A 23549-nucleotide genomic window follows, 5' to 3' on the forward strand; every position below is an offset into this window, starting at 1 on the left:
TTTGATTAGTTAAATCTGACAAAATAGCTGAGTAACAATTCAGAATTCAGACTTCAAGCTAGTTGGAATTTGAGTTCTGAATTACTTTTAATAAATGTTTGTAATAAACTTATAACTTATACAGTTGATGCAAGAGCTTATGAGTAGTAATGTGTATTATCGTAATACTCTCAAGTTAGGATTGATCTCAATTACTTTGCTTTTCTGGCTTCAATTAAGTGCTACTGCCAGAACAACGGTTGAGCAAGGAGTAATGGAGAAAGAAGTAATGGAGAAGACAATAATTAGTCAACTGAACTCTCCGCCCACGCAACCAACTCTTCCTAGCACCTCTGAGCGAATGATGCGTTTACTGCTCAGGCTCAAGCTTCCAGTGCAGCCAACCCCTCCTAACACTTCTGAGCAAAATATCCATCTACTACTCGTTCTCAAGCAACGAAGACTTTATGTTTATCAGGAGGATGTTTTACTAGCCAGTTATCCAGTGGCTATTGGTAAACCAAAATGGGAAACGCCTACAGGCAAATTTAAAGTGCTTAATATGGTTGAAAACCCAGCTTGGGAAAATCCATTCGTTACTTACAGAGAAGTTGTTCCTCCAGGTTTAAAAAATCCTCTAGGAGAGCGTTGGATTGGATTTTGGACTGATGGAAAAGACGAAATCGGATTTCATGGTACTTATAAGCGAGACTCTGTAGGGAAGGCAATTTCTTATGGTTGTGTTCGCATGTATAACGAGGATGTGCGGAAATTGTATGAAATAGTGAGAATAGGAACCCTTGTAATTGTGGTTCCTTAGATACAGATAAATGTAAATGAACAATCGTTATTTATCTGTGATTACTGATTTTGATCTGTAATTTTATTTTTAGATTCGGCAACACTAACTTTTGGTGGTATTAGGTAAACTACCCCAGATATGATTGTCAAAGCAACTGAAACCCAGAAGGCAATCAGGGATGGAATTTCCCACACTGGTGGTAAGGGTGCAATTAAAAGAGCGATCGCCACTATTTGACTAATAGTTTTGAGTTTACCCCAAATATTTGCTCCAGTAATTGTCGTTTGATTAACTCGCCAACCAGCGATCGCTAATTCCCGCGCTAAAATCAAAAACACTCCCCAAGCTGGAACCTTTGCTAGTTCAATTAACACTAATAACGGCGCAAGTACCAAAAGTTTATCGACTAAAGGGTCGAGAAACTTGCCCAATTCGCTGATTTGGTTGAGTTTCCGTGCTAAATAGCCGTCTAACCAATCAGTTAATGCCGCAATCAGAAAAATTGCCAAACATATCCACCTAGCTTGTGGTGTGGGATTATATAAGCCATAAAGCAAAAATGGAATCCCCGAAAGGCGAGAAAAGGTAATCCAGTTAGGTAGAGTCATAGGGAATTTAAAAATGTACAGATTCTATGCAGACTAGCTGATCTGAGTTTACCTGCGTGGGATGATCGGTTTTTTGATATTTACCAAAGAATCTATGACTCAACAACCAGACTCCGAATTTCGCATCGAACGCGATTCGATGGGCGATCGCCAAATCGCCAGTAGCGTTTATTATGGTATCCAAACGCTGCGAGCGATCGAAAACTTCCCCATTAGCGGGATACGCCCTTTACCTACCTACGTAGATGCTTGTCTTTTAATTAAAAAAGCTACAGCAATTGTTAATGGTGAACTAAGTTGTATTCCCCAAGATATTAGTCAGGCAATTGTGCAAGCTGCTGATGAAATACTCGCCGGCAAATTTCGTGACCAGTTTGTTGTCGATGTCTATCAAGCGGGTGCTGGAACATCGCACCACATGAACGTCAACGAAGTTCTAGCAAATCGTGCCTTAGAAATTCTCGGTGAAGAAAAAGGCAATTACAAGCGGGTTAGTCCCAATGACCACGTTAACTATGGGCAGTCTACCAATGATGTGATTCCCACAGCAATTCGTATTGGTGGCTTATTGGCGCTGTCAAAGACGTTACACCCAGGTTTAGATAATGCAATCGCAGCTCTAGAAGACAAAGCTGTAGAATTTCAAGATATCGTCAAATCTGGCAGAACCCACATGCAAGATGCTGTACCGGTGCGTTTGGGTGAAAACTTTCGCGCTTGGGCGCAAATCCTGACAGAACATCAAAACCGCATTTACACAGCTTCCGGTGACTTGATGGTGCTGGGTTTGGGAGGTAGTGCTGCTGGTACAGGGATGAATACTCATCCTCAATATCGCGCTCGTGTGGTAGAAATTCTCTCAGACTTACTAAACTCTCCCCTGGAACCTGCACCCCATCTCATGGCAGCTATGCAAAGTATGGCCCCATTTGTGAATGTTTCCGGTGCTTTACGCAACTTAGCGCAAGATTTAGTCAAAATATCCCATGATTTGCGGTTGATGGATTCGGGGCCAAAAACTGGCTTAAAAGAAATTCAATTACCCCCAGTGCAACCCGGTTCCTCAATTATGCCAGGGAAGTATAACCCGGTAATGGCAGAGATGACATCAATGGTATGTTTTCAGGTAATGGGTTATGACAGTGCGATCGCTTTAGCCGCCCAAGCAGGACAATTAGAATTAAATGTGATGATGCCGCTAATTGCCTATAACCTGATTCACAGTATCGAAATTCTTGGGTTAACCATCGCCGCACTCGCGCAACGCTGCATCCAGGGAATTACAGCTAACAAAGAACGTTGTTTAGCATATGCCGAAGGCAGTTTAGCTTTAGTAACCGCACTCAATTCGCACATCGGTTATCTAAAAGCAGCAGATGTAGCCAAAGAATCTTTGAAAACTGGCAAATCTCTGCGACAGATTGTCCTAGAACAAGGGCTGATGAGTGAAGCCGAATTAGCCACAGTGTTAAATCTAGAACAAATGAGTGGTATCTTACCCCTCAAGTCAGAATAGACAGAAGTAGATTACAAACAAAGTAGGAAGATAGAAGCAAAGAAGAATTTCTTCTTTCTTCTATTCATTCTTAACACTTTATTTATCCATGCAGACTCAAAAACCATCTGTTAGTCTAATTCGGGCTACTTCCTACGAACGAGAGACTTTAAGAGAATCTTTAGCCACACTGCTGGAACCTTTAGGGGGAATGGCAGCTTTTGTCAAAAAAGGCGATCGCGTCTTACTCAAACCTAATTTACTTACAGGAGCGCGTCCTACTAAAGAGTGTACCACCCGCCCTGAACTAGTTTACGAAGTTGCCCAGATGGTAATTGAGGCTGGTGGTAAGCCATTTTTAGGAGATAGTCCGGCTTTTGGCAGTGCTAAAGGGGTAGCACTCGCAAATGGCTATCTACCTATTTTAGAAGAACTGAATTTGCCGATTATCGAGTTTCACGGCAAGCGTTACCAAACAGTAAATGAAGATTTTAATCATCTGCGGCTTTGCAAAGAGGCAATGGAAGCAGATGTAGTAATTAATCTACCTAAAGTCAAATCACATATGCAGCTAACATTAACATTGGGTGTAAAAAACCTGTTTGGTTGCGTTCCCGGCAAAATGAAAGCTTGGTGGCACATGGAAGCAGGAAAAGACACAAACCGATTTGGTGAAATGTTGGTAGAAACCGCTAAAGCAATTAACCCAAACTTAACCATTTTAGATGGGATTATCGGTCATGAAGGTAATGGCCCTAGTGGCGGCGAACCTCGTCAATTAGGCATTTTAGCAGCAGCATCAAACGTATTTGCCTTAGACCGGGCAATGATAGAAATCCTCAACGTCCCACCCGAACAAGTACCTACTATTGCAGCTTCTCAAAGACTGGGAGTTTGCCCAGAACTTGCTGCTATAGAATTTCCTCACTTACATCCTGACTTACTAAAAATAGAAGATTGGCGGCTACCAGACAAATTAATGCCCATTGATTTTGCTATGCCCCGCGTAGTTAAGTCTACGTTTAAGCATCTTTACATCCGGTTTATTAAAGAGCCAATGAGCGTTTATGGTAAACGTTAGTTTATCTTTAGGTTTAGGCTAGCAACAAATGCAAACTCTGCTACAACAATTTTACTTATCACCAGAGTAACCTGTAATTACCCTCCGATTGCTTAACCAGACCGCCCTACTCTAGTGGCGGTTTTTTTGCTTGGTTAATTTGTTATAAGATTTATATAAAAATTCCGGTTAAATAGTTGTGACTCAGAGCGTAGCATCGACTATTGGAAGAACGGACTTAAACATTACATCTTGATTTACCAAAAACTAAGGCTCATAGTTATGCAGTTTTAAGAATTGGAATTGGGTGTTTGTAGAATACAAGCGATGGTTTATGTTCGAGATATTTTTACTCTACCTATATACAGATTGACAAAATTACAGTCATATTAAACAGTTTTATAAGTTTAAACCCTAAAATATTTGTTTGGTATTATCACTGAATTAATTCTGGACAACACGATTAATATATCTGTATTTATTCGGTAAGAACTAATGGTTTCAAAAATCATCAATACCTGGTTCATCCTTTGTCTCAAATATTTTTATGTATATCTACTGTTGAATAATTGAAAACACAGATATGTGTTCGGTATTTTTGCGGGAATTGTATTCTGTATCACAAATTGCTAATTATGTCAAAATGAAGTGAGCAAGGGCGTTGTCAGATGTTATAATTGAAGAAGTTCAAAAAAACACATTTTGCTAATTAATCTTTAATCAGCAGAAAAAGGTAATTTATAATGCTGTTATCATCAGCCATGCGTAAGGTATCTGTTACACCATACTGTGAAGGATCTGAAAATATTAGTCACAAAATAAAACCTGATTCGTTAGCTGATGATTTTGTATCAAAACTTTCATGTATAAAAATAATATTATGACGCTTGCAAAACTGGTTGAATTTCTTGACAGCTAAACAGTTTACAGTTAAAAAATAGCTAAAATAGCATCAAGACTCTCACTCAGAGAGTAGACCTACAAGTGATCCGACGAACCTCAATTTTTTGTATGAATTCAAATAGCCAGTCTGCCAATGCCGACACATATTCCCATCGTTTGGCAGACATTGTGGGAACTGCGATCGCACTATTGACTCTAACACTACCAGTGTTTGTCATCGCCCACTATTCTTCACCTGATGTTCAGAATAATCAACAACCCCTGACCTACCACCTACAAAGAAGTGAAGATTAGACAAAACTTCCCAATAACATTTCACCCACAGAAAACCTCGAAAAAGGAGAAAGCAGATTTTGAAACAATGTCTGTGGACTCAGTTCATCGAGAATAAATTGCATCCGTGTTGTTTGACCATATAGCAGGGGAAAGGCTTTCAAGCCTTTTAGCATCAGGATTTTATGATCAGATGATCTCCCAAACTACCTGGCAACAGCTATAGTTCAACAATCTTGGTTGAGTAATGGCACAAACCCCTCTAGCGGTAATTAAAGGCGAGAAAGAGCTAAACTAATATCTTGGAAAAAGCGTTGCGAAGTTTTCATGCAACGCTTTTTTATTAGACCTACCTTGAAAATAAACGGGGGTGGTGGTTAGGAGGAGAAAGAGGTGCATGTTTGAATTTACCCTTTACCCTTTTCCCAAATCACGAGGTTTGATTTAAAACCGCGTTTGATACTCCACAATTGCACGACTGTCATCAGATAAATTAGTGGAAGCACGCGCTCGAAATTCATCGTTTATCCGGTAATTTACACCCCACTGAAAGGGATCATCTGCGGTCAAAATCTTGATGCTAGAAACGGAAACTTTGGGAGAAATATCAATCCCGGCCTCTGCTGCTAATTCTAAACTTGAGCTGCTCCTTCCCGCTTCGGGATTCTCAGAGATGACGGTGGGAAATACACGCAGTTCACTTAAACCCAAAGCACCGCCAATCTGGTTAAAAGCTGACTGAAAGTTGTTGAATACAGCTGAGCCTGCTATGTTTATCAGACCCAAAGTACTGTCACCACGTCCCTGAGTGTCTACAAATCCACCACCCAACAGAGCCACAATTTCTGTTTGACCACGTGACGGACTACTAGTTAATTGAAGATTTTCATTCAGTTTACTGGCAGGGCCTTTGATATTGGCTTCTACTCGCACAGTTTCTAAGGCTGCTAACCCAGTAGAATTTGAGCGACTGAAGTCACTATTCTGAATGATGTCCAGAACCTTGGCAAATAGCTGAATATCTAAATCGGGGTCGCGGGGTTGATTGGGTGTAAAAGTTGCAGTGTGATCATAGCCACGAGCCAGGCTAAATTGGGTAGTAAACAAATTTACCCCACCTGCTTTTAGCCGAATAGTGCCATCGGGTATGGGTTGAGCAAAGGAGCCGTTAACTGTCAGATTACCAGTTGCTCGAAAGTTGAGAATCGGTGGACGGGTGATTTGGACGTTTTTCCCTAGCTCTAGTTCTAGATTATTAAACCTTGCATTCTCATTACCCGTTTCAGCTTTACTTTGCTTGTTGGCTTTGGTAAGTGACACACCAATACTACTATTTGAACTTTGCGTGGTGTTGGTATCTGCTGCTAGCAGAACTTGACCATCAAACAAATCTACTTTACCGCCAACTAATGGGTTAAGAGCAGAACCAGTAATCTGCAAATTGCCGTTAGCGCCTCCTTGATACAATCCCTTCAAATTCACCTTTAACTGGTCGAGGTTAACAGTCAGGGGATTGTTGATACTCACTTTGTCATTGTTAAAGATGGGAATCTCTCCAGCCGCTTCTACCTTACCTCGGCTAAATCTACCCTGAAGATTTTCTACCAAAACACGGTCAAAATCAAACTGTACCTTACCTGTGACACGTCTTACTTTTCCTGGCAAAGCTTGTGCTGAAAAAGTAGCATCATTAATGGTAGCAATTCCATTTACCTGTGGCTGCTGTCTCGTCCCGCGCACTTGAATGTCTACTTGTCCTTCACCTTTCTCAAATACTACTTGGTTAGTCAACAGGTTTAATAGTGCCAATCCTTCATTTTCCACCTTCACATCCAAACTTATTTGGTCACTGTCTGGCGTTACGGAAGCAAAAGGCAACTGGTAAGGTATGCTGCCAGTAATATTAACTGGTTGTGGCCCGGCAACTGATACGTTGCTGCCAAAGTTCAAACGTCCATTGGCATAACTGAAACTTGCCATTGCTGACTCTACTACTTTTTGATTCAGCGTTCCTTCTGTGATTTGCAATTCGCCTTGAGCTTGAGGATTGGCAATGCTACCTGCTAAAGCAGCTGTAGCGTTAAGATTACCTGTTATGCCAACTGGGAGCTTAACGAAATTATTCAGTACTTGTAATGGAAAATTACTTACCCGCAGTTGACCAGACTGTTCATTACCGCCAATGTTACCTGCAAAAGCAATTAGTCTATTTTGAGATTCAAACCGTAAAGGTCGCAACCTCAAAACCCCGTTTTCAAAGTTGCCTTCGGCAATTACTCTATCAGCTTTATAAAAACGACCTGGTTGTTCTTCTTTACCCCAAACAAAGTTTTGACCATTCAAATTAAATTGCACTGAAAGCCCGTTAGTTGTGGCAGTATCTACAGCCACTTCCCCGTTAAAAGTTCCCTTTAAGTCTGCCAAATCTGGTATGGGAGTGGATATCTGCTGTTGTTCCTGTTCTGCAAGCAGGGCGTCAATTTCATAAAAGCGCTGGAGTTGGTTCAGTAAAGGTTGATTTGGTAAACCTTGGGGATTGGTGGCCAAATCTGCTGCTGTACCGTAGGTTGGCTCTGCTGAACCGCGTTGTAAATCTTGTAATTCAAATACCTGTGCTACTGCCAGGACATCTTGAATATTACCCTGGTTGATGTTAAGTTTACCTTGTAATTGAGGCCCTTTGGCGGTTTGACCAAAATTACCAGCAAAGGCATAACGACTGTTGCCTTTGACAAATTCACTATTGGTGAATGTTGCTTGACCATTACCGTAGCGGAACTGAGCAGCTAAACGATCGCCTTTAATATATCCAATTTGCGGATTAGCGATCGCTAAATTCCCATTTACTGCTAATGTCTGCTGATTAACGAGTAAATCCCCAGTTAATAACCCAGCTACCCTACCAGCACCCAAGCGAAAATTCGGTGGTGCAGTCAAATTCAATATTTTTAAGGGGAAGTTCTCCAATTTGAGCGCCAAATTATCCCCTTGAGCTTGACCTGATGCTAATGCTTGCTGCCATTTGACTAGGAAGGATTGAGGACGATTTTTCGTATCTAGATTGAGAGCAATACGGTCACTACTACCTGTCAAGTCTAAGTTCAAACCGCCTCCCTGCGCTGACTGAATATTTCCAGTTAATAACGGCTCAAAAGCAATATCTTGAACTATAAAGTCTCGTAACTTGATTTGCCCTGTAACATTTGGTAAGGGCAGCTTACCAGTAATTTGTCCATTAAAATCAACTTTACCAGCTACAGCCAACTGATTAGGCAGATTAATAGGTAACTGTTTAAGATTATAATTCTGCGCTTGGACGTTAAGATTTAAGGCGGTAATTTCCGGTATGCCTGCTCGTTGTGCATTGGCTAATATGGCACCAGTAATATTTAAACCTGGAGCAGTTGCTTGCTCAATGGTAAGCCTTTCACCATTCCAGGCGATCGCAGCTGTTAGGGGTTGTTCAAAACCAGGTATACCTTGAGACAACCGCACCTGACCAGTAGCACGCACATCAGCTAATTTGGATGATTCTAGTGTGCCTACTACTTGCACCCTACCGCCAAACTGACCCCGCAACTGCTGATTTAACCGACCTAATTCCACACCTGAAGCATCAACTACAGCTTGATAGCGACCATTCACCAATTGGATGTTAGAGGCTGTAACTGCGCCACCTGCGATATTTACCTGTCCTTGACCGCTGGCTTGGATATTTTGCGGTTGGAAAGACTCCACAGAACCCGCCACGTTCAGTTGAGCATTCAACGCTCCTTGAAACTGCGGCGGTATTGCTGCCAATTGCTCCAAAGGCACATTATTTGCTTGAACTTGCGCCTGATAGCGACCATTAGCCAGTTGGATATTTTTGGCTATAACTGTGCCACTTCCAATATTCACCCGTGCTTGACCGTTGGCTTGAATATTTTGCGGCTGGAAGGACTCTACAGAACCCGCTACCTTAAAATCACCATTTAAGGCTCCTTTAACCCGTGCCGGAACTCCTGCTAACTGTTGCACAGGTACATTATTTGCTTGGATTTGCGCCTGATATACACCATCAGCAACTTGGATATTTTTAGCTGTAACTGCACCACTAGCAACAGCAAGGCGGGCTGTACCAGTAGCGCGTAGAGTTTTGAGGCTGAAATTATCTCTGCTGCCTGCTATTTGAAACGTACCCGCCAATGGCCCAGTTAAAACTGGGGGAGACTTTTTCAATATTCGCCCTAGCCGCACACCATTTGCGACTAATTGAGCAGAAAAGCTTTGGTCTTGCAACTGGACATTAGAAACTGCAACTGTACCACCAGCGACTTGAACTCCTGCCCCTTCAGTGCGAATTGTCGCCACTTGGAATGGGCCTGTAGTTCCTGAAAGAAGCAGACGACCATTAAATAGCGCCCCCGCTAAAGAGACATTTTGCAGTTGATTTTTGTTGACAAAGGGTTCTACCTGGACACCAGAGGCTTGAGCAACGGCTTGCCAACGTTGATTAGCGTAACTGCCAGTTCCCCGCACTATACCACTAGCAACATTAAGGGCGACATTGCGGAAAGAGACGGTACGATTTGGAGCTACCGCAACTTCGCCAGTTCCGGGGTAAGTTCCGCCAGGAGCTTGAAACTGTACCACAGTTTGAACACTGGTAGGAGCACCTCGCAGTTGAGCTGTAGCTGAAATAGTGCCGATTTTAAAGTTAGGTTTAGTTTCGTAAACTTTAGCGATCGCATCTCCAGGAAGGTTCTTGGCTGCGAAATTCAAATCGAGTCGGGGAGCTTTACCAAGTTGGATTGTACCAGCACCCGTAATTTCACCGCCAACTGTAGCTTTGCCTTGAATATCTCTCAGAGTAACTCTAGGAGAATCTGTATAAAAATCAAACTTGCTACTGATGCTATTAAAATCAACTTTGTCAATCCGCGCAGTTTTAATTGTGGTAACTGTGCCTGAGAGAATTGGCTTAGTGGTTGGCCCCACCATCTGTAAATCTGCTTTTACTTGCCCGGCGACAGGTACAGGCAGCGTTATCTTGAGAGCCTCCTGGGCGTTTGCCAAACTCACGGCATTTACACGCCCTGCTAACTTAAAGCCTGCTTTGGAGTCGATAATCCCCGTAGCCACTACAGGAATTTTGCCGTAATTAGTGGCAACATTGTCTAGCTGCACTTCCGTTCCCTGGAAGCGAATGTTGCCTTGGATGTTGTTAAATAGTTGTGGTACGCGGGGTACTTGAAGCGTCACCCCTTGTAAACTGGCACTGCCATACAATAAAGTCGGCTGTCCTGGGACTAGTTGAACCTGCTGCAAGTCGCCATTAACTCGACCCGCCTTTAGGTTAAATGGTAACTTGATTAAGCGGGTAACATCCGCAGCCAGCAAGCCTTGCCCTTGCAACTGTAAGTTGCCAGCTAGTACTTTAGAACGCGTCTCTCCCTGAATGGAAATGTTGCCACCACTGTCCGCCTGACCTGCCACGTCAAACCTGATTCGCTGGTTGTTTTCTAAGAGTTGGGCAGTTCCGTTGACTTGCGAAAACGCCACAGGAGATTGCTTTTTGAGTGCTAAGTCCTGAGTTATTATTCTCCCCTGCCCCTCTGCTCCTCTGCCCCCCTGCTCCCCCTGCTCCCCTGCCTCCCCTGCTCCCCTGCCTCCCCGCACCTGCGGCATCAACGCCAGCTTGCCATTACGAAACCGCAGTTTATCCAAATCTGTTTTAATGCCTCCGCCTTTACCTGGCGGTGCTATGTTAGTGGTAATCCAGCGCCCTTGGTCATCTTGTTCAATATAAACATCGGCGTTGACTAAGGTGACATCTAGCTTTAGCTGGCGGTTAAAGATTAATTGCAGTAGGTTAAAACCCACCTCTACAGCATCGACATCTGCTCGGTCTGGATCTGTAGGTGTTGCTGGGATGGTTGAAGCCCCAAACTTTACCCCCGTCAAGGAAAATTCTTTGACTTTTCCTAGTTTTACCGGACGATTGAGTGTAGTAGTGAGACTTTGTTCTGCCAGTGGCGTTAACTCTTTTTGGACAAAAGTCCGCAACCGCCAAATACCGCCAAAAATTCCAATGAGCAAAAGTCCGCCCAAGGCAATGCCACCGCGACTCAACACGAGTAACCACACACGCTTGCGGACAGGAGCAGAGGGGTGATGATCTAGATTGGGAGATTTAATCATTTGCTTTCACTGTATCAATTGCCGGATGTAGCTGGCACACCACAAGCATTAACTGGCACAATAATTTACTATGCCATTTCCAGGATAAATCAACAAAACCCAAGACCTTATCGGTTGAGTTACGGCATTTGCACTACTCGTTATTTATCCTTAATAATGTTGGTACTCTCAGGAAAATCCGCAGAAAGTGAAAATTGTCGCTGTGACTTTCCCTTAGGGACAACCTAGAACTTTAATATGAATAGACCTTAAAAAGAACAGATGATTACACCTATGCGTGTTTTTGTGTTAATGTTTAACGCTCGAACTGAAAATGAGGGGATTCACACGATTCGGGTAGGCGATCGCAATAAAATTCTAATGTTCGAGTCAGAAGACGACGCCACGCGCTTTTCTTTGCTGTTAGAAGCTCAAGATTTCCCCGCACCTACACCAGAGCCAATTGATGCTGAGGAAATCAAAGAATTTTGCGAAAGTGCGGGTTATGAATGGGAAATCGTCCCGGAAAACAGCCCTCTAATTGAAAAAGTTCCCGAACTTAACGTGGAAGAAACTGATTGGCAACCAGATGCCTCGAAGGAGGATACTGATCAATACATTCGACCCAGCCAACAACTAGAAGAACCAGAATTGTCTGATTCTGAACTTGACAACATTCGTCGCAAATTGGAAGGATTGTTGTAATTAATTAAAGTTGCTAATTACTCAAAGCAGGACAAGGGGAATATAAACAACACCCCTTGTTTATGCTGTTTAAAGCTTGAATAGTTAGTTAATAAAAAAGATTTGTTTAGAATCCAAAAAAATAAAATTACTTAATAATAATCTGTGAAAGTGCGAAAAGTATAAGGAGATTATGACTATTAAATCTGTCGCTAATAAATGGCAGCTTCACCTAAGTAATACCAATTAAAAAAAAATAATGCGACAGATAGATCATTGTAGAGACGTTGCATTGCAACGTCTCTACCAAAGGATTTGTTGCAATCATTAATTGAATCGGTATAAGGCTATAAATTTGACAGCGATCGCACCAATGAATGCGATTAATATCTTCTTGAGATAAATCTTGCTGATTAAATCTACAAGTATTTGGCGATGATTTGCAGTCGCTATTAGCAAGATATTCTGAATCTATATTTTGCAAAACTGCTCAAATTGCTCACGAATTCATTTGATATACGGCTTTAGTAATTACAAATAAACTAATGTGTTATTAACATATTGAACAAGATATGTAAAAGCTAAAAAATATTATATATAGTTAGTATTTAGTGAAAAATTTAGTTGTTTATATGTGTGTAATTGACACAAATAAAAATTAAATCGTCGGGAATAAATCAAGATTTTATACTTGCTAATTTTTACGCATTTCGATAAATTCACCTATGCCCAATGATAGAGGTAAAAATTACTCCAAGCGATTGATGAAAAAAAATATTTAAAAAGGTATAAAGAGGATTATTGGCAACTATAAATTTGTGAATAATTGCTTTTTAGTGTTGGGAGAAAAGACATGGTTGTAGGTTTACATAAGCGTGCTGTAGGTGTATTTTCTAATCGTCGTGATGTTGAGCAAGCGCTCCATGACTTAAAAAATGCTGGTTTTGGCATGGATAGAGTATCTGTCATTACCCAGGATGGGGAACGTGATGATATTGCTGGGGCTGAAGTACGCGATCGCGTTGGCGATAAATCTGATGAAGGTGCAAAAGCTGGAGCAGTCACAGGCGGTGCTTTGGGCGGATTAACTGGCTTATTAGTCGGTCTTGGTACTTTGGCAATCCCTGGAATTGGGCCAATCATGCTCGCCGGAGCCGCAGCAACTACCTTAGCTACTACTCTAGCTGGCGCTGGTATTGGTGCAGCAGCAGGTGGTTTATTGGGTGCATTGATCGGGTTAGGAATCCCCGAAGAACGAGCCAGAGTTTACGATGAACGAGTCAAGCAAGGACATTATTTAGTCATTATAGATGGCACAGATGCAGAAATCGCTAGCGCCCAAGCAATTCTAAATCATCGGGGTGTCGAAGAGTTTGGCATTTATGATCACCCAGATGCTAGAAATGCAACTACTGATTATGTAACTCCTACTCCCACTACTCCAATTTCAACTACCGCTCGTAGAGATTTCGGCAGACGCGCGATCGGGGCATTTTCTCATCGTCGAGATGCAGAAGCAGCACTTACAGAATTGCGAGATGCTGGTTTCGCGATGAATAACGTTTCCATTATTGCCAAGGATGCAAACGGTCAAAATATAGCTGGTGTAGATACAAATGCAGGTGCAGGTAATAAAGCAGGCGAGGGAGCCAAAACTGGAGCGGCTACAGGCGGCGTTCTAGGCGGTTTAGGCGGTTTATTAGTTGGACTTGGCGCTTTAGCAATTCCTGGGGTTGGGCCCGTGATTGCCGGTGGTGCAGCCGCGACTGCTTTAGCAACAACGGTAACTGGCGGTGCGATTGGTGCAGCAGCAGGGGGTATAGTTGGCGGACTCGTAGGCTTAGGAATTCCTGAAGATCGAGCGCGAGTTTATAGCGATCGCTTTCAACGAGGCGACTACTTAGTAATTGTAGATGGTACGGAAGCTGAAATACGTCATGCTGAAGGGATTCTCAAACGTCGAGGTATAGAAGAATTCGCCATCTATGATGCTACTGATTTAAGCGAACATCGCTCTGGTTTCGACCGAGTTACAAATTCTGATACCGTTCGCACTAATTACTCAACAGGAACTCATGATCCTTCTGTGATCATTGTTGACCGTCGAGACGAAACAGTTTAACCCAAAAAAGTTGTCACTCACACTCATTCTAAAAAATTGCTAGAGCAAGAATATCGTAACCTTGCTCTATCTTAAAATACTTGCTCCTCACTACTGCCGCAAATATCAACAGACTTCTTTCGAGCCAGAATCAAACATATGCAAAAGCTAACTCCTTTCCTAATTAGTGGCCTTTTAGTTTTCGGTGCAGCTGCTTGTCAAGATCCTGCTAGAACTAGTGTAGATGCGCCCGATACTGTTAATGCTAGTCCACAGGCGCCGACTGCACAAACAACACAAGCTTCTAAAGAAGATGCACAAAGTGAAGTCCGCAGAAGACAACTAGATGCAGATATTCGCGCTCGTGAACAGCGAAATAATGCAACTGGTGGCGATGCAAATAGAGCGCCAGCTGACCTAGCTAGTGAAGTTCGCTCTAAATTGGAAGCTAATATACCTGGTGGACAGTTAACAGTTAATGCAGTAGAAAATGGCACTGTTACCGTAGCGGGAACTGTAAATAATCAGGATCAGTTATCTAAAATTGAACCTTTAGCTAAAGAAATCAAAGGTGTCACAGCCGTAGTTAACAAAGCAACTGTTGCTCCACCAAAAAGCTGAAGTGGCTAACAACAAATTTATAGAAGTAGGTAAGCATAAATAAAACTTTAATGCTCCTACTAAATGGTGGTCAGTAGTCAATACAACTGACCACAGATAATTGACAATTGACGACTCTCAAAATAATGTTTATTTAAGCTCAGTCACTTAAAAAAACTGTCGTAATTGCCGAAAAAACTATGGAAGCTGAACAACAGCAACTCGAATCTATCAATACTACGTCACCACAAGGTCTACTAGCACTGGAAGGTGCAGAAACTACAAACTTACCAAAGTTACCACCTGCTCCTGAACCAGAATCACAATGGCAGCAAGTTAGCAAACAAATTGCTCAATTTTTAGAACAACTGCCTGATTATTTAAGTAGGTTTTTTAATAAATACAGTCAGTCTTTAATAACTGTAGCTTTAATTTTAACTGCGATTGTTACAGTTAAAGTAGTGCTAGCAGTACTGGATGCAATTAACGATATTCCACTGTTATCACCAACTTTTGAGTTAATTGGAATTGGTTATGCCACGTGGTTTAGTTCCCGTTATCTCATCAGAGCTTCAACTCGGCAAGAATTAGCTAAGGAAATTCAAATACTAAAAGAGCAAATTGTAGGCTAACAAATTTTAAACTCATTAACTTAGTTTTAAGGCAGGAGTTGGTACTGTTGAATATTTTGGCGTTGCTGAATCCAGGTATGAATTTACCGGGCTACGCCCCGCTTCTCTACGAAACACTCCGCGAATGCTAACACGCAGAGACGCAGCGAAAAGTTTGATCGGAGGTTTCCTCCGATCAAAGCTTTTAAAGACAGAGGCGCAGAGAGTAAGAATTTAAGATGTTAAGTTTTTAAATTTTATACTTCAATTCAGCAATGCCAATGTTTTATTATAGTAGATGGGTAATTTCCATCCTGTATTTGGTTGGATTTTGTTTAGAAGTAAATTACTCTATTTAATCAATAAGCAATTATAGCCGATGAGTTATATTCTAATATAGCTATGATGACTCTCAGTAGCTTAATCTTTAATAGAAATTGTGTATTACCTTGCTGACTTGCATTGTTGTTCTAAATACATCCAAAGACAGAGAAAATAATATATCTTTTAATACAAATCACTTCTAAAGATAGTAGATTATAAATGAGAAACCTCCTAATCTAGTTCTCGAAGTTATTCAACAAAATCTTTAACGAAACGAGGACATAAATTATGGCTAATCAAGCAGATAATAAATCAATAGACTCATCAGATCGGGCTGAAGTAGATACATACGATCGCGGCATTATCCCAGCTGAAACTGCTGCTCGGATGAAAAGAGAAGGAGATAAGTACAAAACACTTCCCACAGAAGAGAGAGAGGCAGGTGCGCCTACCGATGACCAAACCGATAGCGGGAGTATACGCACCACTGACGGCTACACTGTGGACAAAGAAGGTTTGGCGAACAACTATGCAGTTGAACCGGAAATGTACTACGAACAACCAGGTGATGCACGTAAACAAGCAGCAGAAGACACCGCTGAACGTGTTGAAGAACTCGGAGAAATTAATCAGGACGAGGAAGGTAAGTTGACAGAAAAGGGTGACAAACGGGGTAAAGGCCCAGGAGTAATTTAGTTAATATCTATTACTTTTTCGGATTTTCCTAGGTGCAATTACACGTAAAAGGGCTAGCGGGACAGGTTATACAGACGCGATTAATCACGTCTGTATTGCTATTTAAGTAGATTGATGAGTGGGAGCAAATTTTAAACGACTCAACAGGATTATGCCACCAAGGGATAAATAGTGCTTGAGGTAGCGATCGCGCTTGGCGTTAGTAGAGTTATTGTTTTTAACATCAATGTTTAGTTAGCGTTTCTCAGCTTTTGATAAATTGGGCTTGTAAGAATTTGTGGTAGCCCATGTCAGAACAAAAGCCATTAGTTATCACCAAAGAAGATGAAATATTCCCGCTTTACCCGCGTCTACCAATTCTCACAAGCCTTCAAGCAGGTTGGCCTGGTTTTTCATTTGGGTATATGTGTCAGCCTGCTTATGCATTTCCTGAAGTTTCCACTCCCCGGTGGCACTCTCTTGGCATTTTTACTCATGGAGAGCGGGTAATTTATGCTGAACGGAAAATAGATGGACGCAGACATCGTGATGCTGTATTTGGCGGTGATATAGTCATTACTCCCGTGAACATCGGGCATGAGGCTTCTTGGGATGCTGAGGGAGACTTTATCTTACTCGGCATTGAACCACAGATTCTTGCTCGTGCAGTTGATGAAACAGCAGATAGCGAGCAGATTGAACTTGTGCCGCACTTTGCCACACCAGACCCCCTAGTTTATCAAATAGGGTTAGCACTAAAAAGCATTTTGGAAAACAATCCTTCAGGGAGTCGTCTTTATGCAGAGACGATGGTGAATGCTTTATCAGTACATTTAATGCAACACTACTCCACACGAAAACTAATATTAAAAGCATATAAAAGTCTGCCACGGCGGGAATTACAGCAAGTTATTGATTATATTCACGAACATCTCGACCAAAATTTAGGTTTAGCAGAATTGGCGGCGTTGATACCAATGAGTCCTCATTATTTTTCCCAGCTTTTTAAACAATCGATAGGAATGACTCCTCATAAATATGTAATTTACTGTCGAGTAGAACGAGCCAAGGAATTATTGCTGAAGGGAGAAATGGCGATCGCTGACATTGCTCGCTTGGTTGGTTTTGCTAGTCAAAGCCATCTGAATTTTCAATTTAAACGTCTATTGGGTGTAACTCCGAAAACTATTCAACAAAGATAGGGCAAATATGCAAAAAATCAGACGAATTTGAAAGACTCTAGCTCGTAAAGTTCCTACACTATCCAAAAACGGCATTTTGTTCTGCATGTTTAGGGATTAAGGAAACTTTATTTATGGGCAGAATTGAAACTAAAACTGACCCAATGGTGATTAACTTTGGCCCTCATCATCCCTCTATGCATGGGTGTTTTCGGATTGTTGTCACCTTGGATGGAGAAGATGTCGTAGACTGTGAACCTGTTATCGGCTACCTGCACCGAGGTATGGAAAAGATTGCTGAAAACCGTACCAACATTATGTATGTCCCTTATGTGAGTAGATGGGATTACTATGGCGGGATGTTTAATGAAGCAGTAACGGTAAATGCTGTTGAGAAATTAGCAAATATCTCCATTCCAAAACGTGCTAGCTACATTCGGGTAATCATGCTGGAGTTAGCTCGAATTGTTAACCATCTGCTGTGGTTAGGGCCTTTTCTAGGAGACTTTGGCGCACAAACTCCGATATTTTACACTTTGCGCGATCGCGAAATGATTCTTGACTTGTTTGAAGCTGCCACAGGCTATCGCATGGTCAACAATAATTATTTTCGCATGGGAGGGGTTGCTGCTGACCTTCCTTTTGGTTGGGTGGATAAATGCGAAGACTTTTGTAACTACTTTGTACCCACAATCGATGAGTATGAAAAATTAATGACCAATAACCCCATTTTTCGCCGCCGAGCTGAGGGTGTGGGAGTTCTAAGTCGGGAAGATGCTATTAACTGGGGTATTTCTGGCCCCATGTTACGGGCTTCTGGGGTGAAGTGGGATTTACGAAAGGTTGACCACTATGAATGCTACGACGATTTTAACTGGGAAGTACAGTGGCATACAGCAGGAGATTGCTTTGCTAGATATCTTGTGAGAATTGGGGAAATGCGTGAGTCAGTCAAGATTATTCAGCAAGCACTCAAGGGATTACCTGGTGGTGCATACGAAAATTTGGAAGCACAACGCATGGTAGCAGGGGCTAAATCTGAGTGGAACGGGTTTGATTACCAGTTCATTGCCAAAAAAGTTGCACCCACATTTAAGATTCCTCAAGGTGAAAATTATGTCCGTGTAGAGTCAGGGAGAGGAGAATTAGGAATTTATCTCATCGGTGATGATCATGTTTTCCCCTGGCGTTGGAAAATCCGTCCAGCCGATTTCAATAATTTGCAAGTTTTACCTCAGTTAATCCGGGGTCAAAAAGTAGCAGATATTTTCGTCATCTTAGGAAGTATTGATGTTGTGATGGGGTCGGTAGACCGTTAAATAAATGAGTGGGAGCGGAGGAGCGGGAGAGCAGGGGAGAGTTAGATCTTCGTTCATCCACCTCAGAACTGGATTCATCCGCCTCAGAACTGGATTCATCCACCTTAGAACCTCAAAGCTTCCAATGCCCCATTCCTTAAATGCTCAACGGCTCAAGTTCAGGATGATGCCAATGCCGCTGATACCATTCGGCAACTAAGGGACGGATAATGAATTGGGGCTGATGTTCGCCTTTAACATCAATCCGTAGACCTGAGTAAGGTCGTCGTTTCTGGGAACCTTGACCGTTGCGACCGAGAAAGAAATGCGATCGCGCTACTAATCTACTCTCTTGTTTATCTGTACTGCCAAAAGTTTCCACCAAATCTGGCCCTTCAGTTCGCTGGCGTCGCAGGCTATACCCACTACCGCCACAAACAATCCAGTGGATGTGAGAATCAGCGTGTCCTGTGTCCATTGTCTTCAGGTATTCTAAGCAGTGCGCGTGACCGTTTAATACCAGATCTATCAGGGGACGCCCTTGAGTTAAAGAACCTACTTTTTCAGCCACCGCATCCAATACACTACGCAAGCGGTGACGAATTACAAGAGTCTGTGCCTGTTGCCATTTCGTCGCCTCAGTTACATAGGGAGGATGGTGGAAATAAATTATCCTTCCCCGAACTTCGGCGGTATTCCAAGATTCAATTAGTCTTTGCTTGAGCCAGTCAAGTTGTTCGATGTCAGTTAGTGTTTGTTGGTTAGAACTCAGTTGCTTGTCGATATCAACTACAATTTCTTCAATTTGTGACACCTTACCTTGCATGTCATCCAGTTGATCGGCTTCTTGAGAATTGTCGGGATTAAGCTTTGCTGATTCTTCCAAGATTTGCATTTTTTCCTGCTCTAAATCCTGACGACGTTTTTCTAGAATTTTCCGATCAGCTGCGCCTTCTTTTGTTTTAGGCAGTGGCAATGGATCATTAAATGTATTAGAGTCCAGAGCAAAGAAGTCAATACCGCCATAGCGAAAAGTGTAGTAGCGATTAGGGAGGCGGGTGAATTGCCCAGGTTCATAGCAAAGACAACGCCCTGTATCTGTCTTAGCAGTGTAGTGCTTGTTTAAGTGACGATCTAATTCTCCAGGAAGCTGAAACGCCTTGAGATAGTCCAAAAACGCCTTTGCATAAGCATCACCTGCGTTTGAGCCATGTAAGCCTACATCAATGTCTAGCCGCGATCGCAACAGCTGACGAATAGGTAATGTTGTCAAGGACGCTAAGCTCAAAAGTATCGGCAAGTCATAGTAATCATGATTTCCAGGTACAGGTAGAATGGGCAGACTGAAAATCATCTGGTCGTAAGCTATCTGTCTTGGATGCTCTCCGCCCAAGATAAACTCTCGGTAAGGCTTGATAAAGTTTTGCTGGTAGTATTCACTCGACCCCACTAGATAAATCACATCACCCATATGCAGCATAAAACGGCATTCATTGTGATGGGGCAGCATGAGTTCAGCAACCTGTCGCTGGGGATTGTGTCCCTTGTGTGATCCAGAACCACTATCACCTACAACCAAAAACGAGAACTCAGAATCATCTGCCTGATCATCTTCCAGCACTAGCCGAGTTTGATCAATGCCTCGTTCCACAATCAACGGATCTTGCCACCGCACCCGCTGATTCATCTTGCGAATTTTTTTAGTGATCGCCGGATCAGATACAAATTTCAACGCCACTTACTCCTGAATCTTTCACTAGGAATTGGGCAAGGGTTAAGGGTCAAGGGTCAAGAGTCAAGAGTCAAAAGTTATTATTTTCCCCCTTGTCCCTCTTGTTCTCCTTCTCCTCATTGTCTCCCCACTCCCCCACTCCGCTCAGCACTCTCCTCACTCCTCCGCTGGCTCTTTCATTTCAACAGTCAGGTTAGGAAGTCCATTTAGTTTTTCCGTAGGCTCTATTTCTTCTACTAATGGCACAAAAATCTTCAAGCCGGCTGGTACGCACTTAATTTCTATCGGAGTTGTGCCTGCGATTTCACCATCCAGGACAACTTTTTGTGGTGGGTCTGTGGTGATTTTAAATTGTTTGGCTCGCAGAAAGCCAATATCATCACGTTCTGCGGCGTTACCCGTTGAGGCTGTTTGAAATAGATGGAATGTCGCGGCGATCGCTCCGGCTTTGCTAGTTGGAGCTACGATTGTCAAATCTAGTAGCCCATCGTCATAAACCAAACCTGCTGGACCTTGAGCTAAGACTGAAGTTGGCGGTGCGGCATTTGCTACTGTTACTGCCACGGCGCTAGTTTTAATTATCTTGTCTTCAGTTTCAATTTCAACATCAAAGGTCTTTAAATTTCTTAATTGCTGAATTCCTGCTAGGACGTACGCCATCATTCCAAAACGATTCTTAGCTTCTCGATCTGCCAGTTCTACAGTTTCAGCCTCAAAGCCAATACCTGCAAGCAGTACCATTGGCTGATCATTGCAATAGGCTACGTCTACGCTGCAAGTATCTCCCTGCAAAATTGTTTGACATGCACCTGCGATCGTGTCAGGGATTCCTAAAGCTGTGGCAAAAGCGTTTGCTGTTCCACGGGAAATAATCCCAAATGGAATATCTGTACCCACTACAGCCGCCGCCGCTGCTGACAGCGTGCCATCTCCCCCGGAAGCAATGATCGCATCTACCCCCCGTTCTACTGCTGCATGAGCCAGTGCGTCAGCGTCGATTTCTTCTGTTGTGAGATAAATATCCAGGTCAATTTCTGGCTCTAATATTGCCCGAATCTGTGCCAGTTCTACTTCTGGGTCTCCTTGACCCGCAACTGGATTGAAGATAAGGCAGGCGGAACGGTTCATAAGGTATGAAAATTAAGCTTAGATTTATAAAATACCAAACTATTCCTAGCATTCCTGTACAATTTCAACTTCCATCTGACGACAGGTTTGCTTATCTATAAAGTGTGGGAATCTCTTTCGGATGCACAGAGCAATGGTGACAGATGTGCTGGTATCTTTTATTTATACTTACAAAATAAATTTTACTATGCGTCAGTTATTACTAGTTTTTATAAATATACTAACTTTTAGCAGTTTAGATACCTCTGCCGTAACAATAACAAGCACAACGCCAGATATAACAGAGATCCTCTTTGCTCAAAATTTAAATTGCAATAATGCTCAAACTCAAGCAGAAATTAATAGATGCACTCAGTTGTTCTATCAGAATACAGACAAAAAATTGAATCAAGTTTATCAGCAACTACTGCCAAAATTAGAAAGGTCTAGGCGACAGAAATTAACTACTGCACAACAAGCATGGATCAAGTTTAGAGATACTAGTTGTGAATTTGAAAAAAGCAGATACGAAGGTGGAAGTATTATTCCTACTGTTTATTTTACTTGCCTAGAAAAGACCACAAAACAGCGCACGCAACAATTACAGGAATATCTTAAATCCGACCCTTAAGACGAGTGCTGAAGTGCGGTAGCGGGGCGTTTAGTCCGTGCTGAGTAAAGAGTACTGAGTGAAAATTCTTAAAGAAATACATTCTCATAAGTGTTGGTGTATGCAACTCATGACGAGTGTTGAGTAATAAGAAAGAATGTAAAAGTATGTAAAGAAAAACAAAAATAAACTTGACTGTAATTGGGCAAATGCAATCCGGTGAGTCACTGACTACGGTAGTCTAGATGAGAGTGAATTTATCGCCTGGTTTGACATAATTTTTTATGACTTCAGTTGTTGCTAGCCCCACACGCACTATTCGTATTGGTTCACGCAAAAGCCAACTTGCTCTTGTTCAAACATACTGGGTACAAGAGCAACTCCAGAAAAGCTTTCCTGATATCACTTTTGAAGTCCACACCATGTCTACCCAAGGTGACAAAATCTTGGATGTAGCTTTAGCCAAGATTGGCGATAAAGGACTATTTACTAAAGAACTTGAACTGGGAATGCTCAACAAGGAGATTGACTTTGCAGTTCATTCCTTGAAGGATCTACCGACTCACTTACCAGCAGAGTTAACACTAGCAGCAATTACAGAACGGGAAAATCCGGCAGATGCACTGGTGGTGCATGAAAAACACAAAGATAAACAAATCGATACTTTACCAGAGGGTGCAGTAATCGGTACATCTTCTCTGCGGCGGTTAGCACAATTACGCCACTACTTCCCTCACTTTACTTTCAAAGATGTGCGGGGAAACTTGAATACACGCTTGGCAAAACTGGATGCAGGTGAGTACGATGCTTTGATTTTGGCAGCAGCAGGATTAGAGCGATTGGGAATGGGCGATCGCGTTCACCAAATTATACCTAAAGAAATCTCTCTCCATGCCGTTGGACAAGGAGCTTTAGGTATTGAATGCCGTGCTGATGATAGCGAATTGATCTCCTTACTCAAAGCGATCGAACATCCCCAAACACGTGATCGCTGTCTCGCCGAACGAGCATTCTTGCGCGATCTTGAAGGTGGTTGTCAAGTACCTATTGGTGTAAATACAGAAATTACTGGTAATAAATTGACATTAACGGGGATAGTCGCCAGTGTTGATGGTCAAAAGATGGTAAAAGATACCGTCACTGGAGAAGCCAACAATGCCGAAGCCGTAGGTACAGAACTAGCACATCTGTTACGCCAACAAGGAGCAGAAGAAATTTTGGCAGAAATCTTTGCTGTGATTCAGCGGGGTTCCTAGGCTATAGGGCGAGGAGATGTGGTTAGATAAGAATTGATCGCCGTTGCACAAAAGGTGTGCTAGACGCGACAGCTCGCGTTGAGCAGGA

Annotated in this window: 20 protein-coding genes; 14 read left to right on the forward strand and 6 right to left on the reverse strand. The window is 42.4% G+C overall.

Translation table 11 applies throughout. From position 1 onward, the window contains the following. Positions 1 to 139: 139 nt before the first annotated feature. Positions 140 to 799, forward strand: a complete 660-nt coding sequence (locus HCR01_RS02290) for a L,D-transpeptidase (protein WP_193194092.1) — start codon at positions 140 to 142, stop codon at positions 797 to 799. Positions 800 to 840: 41 nt separating this feature from the next. On the opposite strand, the gene pgsA is transcribed toward HCR01_RS02290, so the two are convergent. Next, positions 841 to 1389, reverse strand: a complete 549-nt coding sequence (pgsA, locus tag HCR01_RS02295; protein ID WP_193194093.1) for a CDP-diacylglycerol--glycerol-3-phosphate 3-phosphatidyltransferase — start codon at positions 1387 to 1389, stop codon at positions 841 to 843. A 94-nt stretch (positions 1390 to 1483) separates the two neighbouring features. Between pgsA and HCR01_RS02300 the strand changes: the two genes are divergently transcribed. The 3 genes from HCR01_RS02300 to HCR01_RS02310 all read left to right on the forward strand — a co-directional run bounded on the left by HCR01_RS02300 (position 1484) and on the right by HCR01_RS02310 (position 5141). Next, on the forward strand, positions 1484 to 2905 hold the full coding sequence (locus tag HCR01_RS02300; RefSeq protein WP_193194094.1) for an aspartate ammonia-lyase: 1422 nt from the start codon (positions 1484 to 1486) through the stop codon (positions 2903 to 2905). An 88-nt stretch (positions 2906 to 2993) separates the two neighbouring features. Continuing rightward, entirely contained in the window at positions 2994 to 3965 is a 972-nt protein-coding gene (locus tag HCR01_RS02305) for a DUF362 domain-containing protein (RefSeq protein WP_193194095.1), read from the forward strand. A 990-nt stretch (positions 3966 to 4955) separates the two neighbouring features. Beyond that, entirely contained in the window at positions 4956 to 5141 is a 186-nt protein-coding gene (locus tag HCR01_RS02310) for a hypothetical protein (RefSeq protein WP_193194096.1), read from the forward strand. Here HCR01_RS02310 and HCR01_RS02315 read toward each other — a convergent pair. Beyond that, positions 5138 to 5296, reverse strand: a complete 159-nt coding sequence (locus HCR01_RS02315) for a hypothetical protein (protein ID WP_193194097.1) — start codon at positions 5294 to 5296, stop codon at positions 5138 to 5140. The two genes, HCR01_RS02310 and HCR01_RS02315, sit on opposite strands and share 4 nt — an antisense overlap. A gap of 268 nt (positions 5297 to 5564) precedes the next feature. Further along, entirely contained in the window at positions 5565 to 11303 is a 5739-nt protein-coding gene (locus tag HCR01_RS02320) for a translocation/assembly module TamB domain-containing protein (RefSeq protein ID WP_193194100.1), read from the reverse strand. Here HCR01_RS02320 and HCR01_RS02325 point away from each other — a divergent pair, their 5' ends adjacent. Both HCR01_RS02325 and HCR01_RS02330 read left to right on the forward strand, forming a co-directional pair. Then, complete coding sequence (locus HCR01_RS02325; protein ID WP_193194102.1) at positions 11304 to 11531, forward strand: hypothetical protein; 228 nt, start codon at positions 11304 to 11306, stop codon at positions 11529 to 11531. 33 nt (positions 11532 to 11564) lie between these two features. Next, positions 11565 to 11987, forward strand: a complete 423-nt coding sequence (locus HCR01_RS02330) for a DUF3110 domain-containing protein (RefSeq protein WP_193194104.1) — start codon at positions 11565 to 11567, stop codon at positions 11985 to 11987. A 211-nt stretch (positions 11988 to 12198) separates the two neighbouring features. Here HCR01_RS02330 and HCR01_RS02335 read toward each other — a convergent pair whose 3' ends face one another. Further along, on the reverse strand, positions 12199 to 12450 hold the full coding sequence (locus HCR01_RS02335; protein WP_193194106.1) for a hypothetical protein: 252 nt from the start codon (positions 12448 to 12450) through the stop codon (positions 12199 to 12201). 369 nt (positions 12451 to 12819) lie between these two features. Here HCR01_RS02335 and HCR01_RS02340 point away from each other — a divergent pair, with 369 nt between their 5' ends. The 6 genes from HCR01_RS02340 (at position 12820) to HCR01_RS02365 (ending at position 18777) form a co-directional block, all read left to right on the forward strand. Then, entirely contained in the window at positions 12820 to 14088 is a 1269-nt protein-coding gene (locus HCR01_RS02340) for a histidine kinase (protein WP_193194107.1), read from the forward strand. Positions 14089 to 14226: 138 nt separating this feature from the next. Then, a complete protein-coding gene (locus tag HCR01_RS02345; protein WP_193194109.1) occupies positions 14227 to 14688 on the forward strand; it encodes a BON domain-containing protein in 462 nt (153 codons plus the stop codon). A 179-nt stretch (positions 14689 to 14867) separates the two neighbouring features. Beyond that, on the forward strand, positions 14868 to 15299 hold the full coding sequence (locus HCR01_RS02350) for a CAAD domain-containing protein (RefSeq protein ID WP_193194111.1): 432 nt from the start codon (positions 14868 to 14870) through the stop codon (positions 15297 to 15299). Between the two features lie 591 nt (positions 15300 to 15890). Continuing rightward, positions 15891 to 16298, forward strand: coding sequence for a hypothetical protein (locus HCR01_RS02355; protein WP_193194113.1), 408 nt, complete (start codon positions 15891 to 15893; stop codon positions 16296 to 16298). A 287-nt stretch (positions 16299 to 16585) separates the two neighbouring features. Further along, positions 16586 to 17479 carry an AraC family transcriptional regulator gene (locus HCR01_RS02360; RefSeq protein ID WP_193194115.1) on the forward strand — a complete coding sequence of 298 codons (894 nt, stop codon included), beginning with the start codon at positions 16586 to 16588 and terminating at the stop codon, positions 17477 to 17479. Positions 17480 to 17592: 113 nt separating this feature from the next. Continuing rightward, positions 17593 to 18777 (forward strand): NAD(P)H-quinone oxidoreductase subunit H, encoded by a 1185-nt coding sequence (locus HCR01_RS02365; RefSeq protein WP_193194117.1) that lies wholly within the window; start codon positions 17593 to 17595, stop codon positions 18775 to 18777. 136 nt (positions 18778 to 18913) lie between these two features. On the opposite strand, the gene HCR01_RS02370 is transcribed toward HCR01_RS02365, so the two are convergent. Both HCR01_RS02370 and HCR01_RS02375 read right to left on the reverse strand, forming a co-directional pair. Continuing rightward, complete coding sequence (locus tag HCR01_RS02370) at positions 18914 to 20488, reverse strand: metallophosphoesterase (protein ID WP_193194119.1); 1575 nt, start codon at positions 20486 to 20488, stop codon at positions 18914 to 18916. Between the two features lie 156 nt (positions 20489 to 20644). Continuing rightward, the gene (locus tag HCR01_RS02375) at positions 20645 to 21616 is read right to left on the reverse strand and encodes a YegS/Rv2252/BmrU family lipid kinase (protein ID WP_193194121.1); all 972 of its coding nucleotides are present in this window, start codon (positions 21614 to 21616) and stop codon (positions 20645 to 20647) included. 187 nt (positions 21617 to 21803) lie between these two features. On the opposite strand from HCR01_RS02375, the gene HCR01_RS02380 reads away from it, so the two are divergent. Beyond that, positions 21804 to 22226: a lysozyme inhibitor LprI family protein gene (locus HCR01_RS02380; protein ID WP_193194253.1), complete on the forward strand. Its 423-nt coding sequence runs from the start codon at positions 21804 to 21806 to the stop codon at positions 22224 to 22226. Between the two features lie 263 nt (positions 22227 to 22489). Next, positions 22490 to 23461, forward strand: coding sequence for a hydroxymethylbilane synthase (hemC, locus tag HCR01_RS02385; protein ID WP_193194123.1), 972 nt, complete (start codon positions 22490 to 22492; stop codon positions 23459 to 23461). Positions 23462 to 23549: the final 88 nt, after the last annotated feature.

Source organism: Nostoc sp. MG11, from assembly GCF_014904695.1.
In the GTDB taxonomy this organism is placed as follows: domain Bacteria; phylum Cyanobacteriota; class Cyanobacteriia; order Cyanobacteriales; family Nostocaceae; genus Komarekiella.

What these genes read in the sequence shown, in the direction of transcription:
- HCR01_RS02375 (WP_193194121.1), bottom strand. Translation starts at nt 21,616, where the DNA reads ATGAACCGTTCCGCCTGCCTTATCTTCAATCCAGTTGCGGGTCAAGGA.
- pgsA (WP_193194093.1), bottom strand. Translation starts at nt 1,389, where the DNA reads ATGACTCTACCTAACTGGATTACCTTTTCTCGCCTTTCGGGGATTCCA.
- HCR01_RS02330 (WP_193194104.1), top strand. Translation starts at nt 11,565, where the DNA reads ATGATTACACCTATGCGTGTTTTTGTGTTAATGTTTAACGCTCGAACT.
- HCR01_RS02345 (WP_193194109.1), top strand. Translation starts at nt 14,227, where the DNA reads ATGCAAAAGCTAACTCCTTTCCTAATTAGTGGCCTTTTAGTTTTCGGT.
- HCR01_RS02290 (WP_193194092.1), top strand. Translation starts at nt 140, where the DNA reads ATGAGTAGTAATGTGTATTATCGTAATACTCTCAAGTTAGGATTGATC.
- HCR01_RS02305 (WP_193194095.1), top strand. Translation starts at nt 2,994, where the DNA reads ATGCAGACTCAAAAACCATCTGTTAGTCTAATTCGGGCTACTTCCTAC.
- HCR01_RS02365 (WP_193194117.1), top strand. Translation starts at nt 17,593, where the DNA reads ATGGGCAGAATTGAAACTAAAACTGACCCAATGGTGATTAACTTTGGC.
- HCR01_RS02350 (WP_193194111.1), top strand. Translation starts at nt 14,868, where the DNA reads ATGGAAGCTGAACAACAGCAACTCGAATCTATCAATACTACGTCACCA.
- HCR01_RS02300 (WP_193194094.1), top strand. Translation starts at nt 1,484, where the DNA reads ATGACTCAACAACCAGACTCCGAATTTCGCATCGAACGCGATTCGATG.
- HCR01_RS02355 (WP_193194113.1), top strand. Translation starts at nt 15,891, where the DNA reads ATGGCTAATCAAGCAGATAATAAATCAATAGACTCATCAGATCGGGCT.
- HCR01_RS02310 (WP_193194096.1), top strand. Translation starts at nt 4,956, where the DNA reads ATGAATTCAAATAGCCAGTCTGCCAATGCCGACACATATTCCCATCGT.
- hemC (WP_193194123.1), top strand. Translation starts at nt 22,490, where the DNA reads ATGACTTCAGTTGTTGCTAGCCCCACACGCACTATTCGTATTGGTTCA.
- HCR01_RS02315 (WP_193194097.1), bottom strand. Translation starts at nt 5,296, where the DNA reads ATGCTAAAAGGCTTGAAAGCCTTTCCCCTGCTATATGGTCAAACAACA.
- HCR01_RS02380 (WP_193194253.1), top strand. Translation starts at nt 21,804, where the DNA reads ATGCGTCAGTTATTACTAGTTTTTATAAATATACTAACTTTTAGCAGT.
- HCR01_RS02340 (WP_193194107.1), top strand. Translation starts at nt 12,820, where the DNA reads ATGGTTGTAGGTTTACATAAGCGTGCTGTAGGTGTATTTTCTAATCGT.
- HCR01_RS02360 (WP_193194115.1), top strand. Translation starts at nt 16,586, where the DNA reads ATGTCAGAACAAAAGCCATTAGTTATCACCAAAGAAGATGAAATATTC.
- HCR01_RS02320 (WP_193194100.1), bottom strand. Translation starts at nt 11,303, where the DNA reads ATGATTAAATCTCCCAATCTAGATCATCACCCCTCTGCTCCTGTCCGC.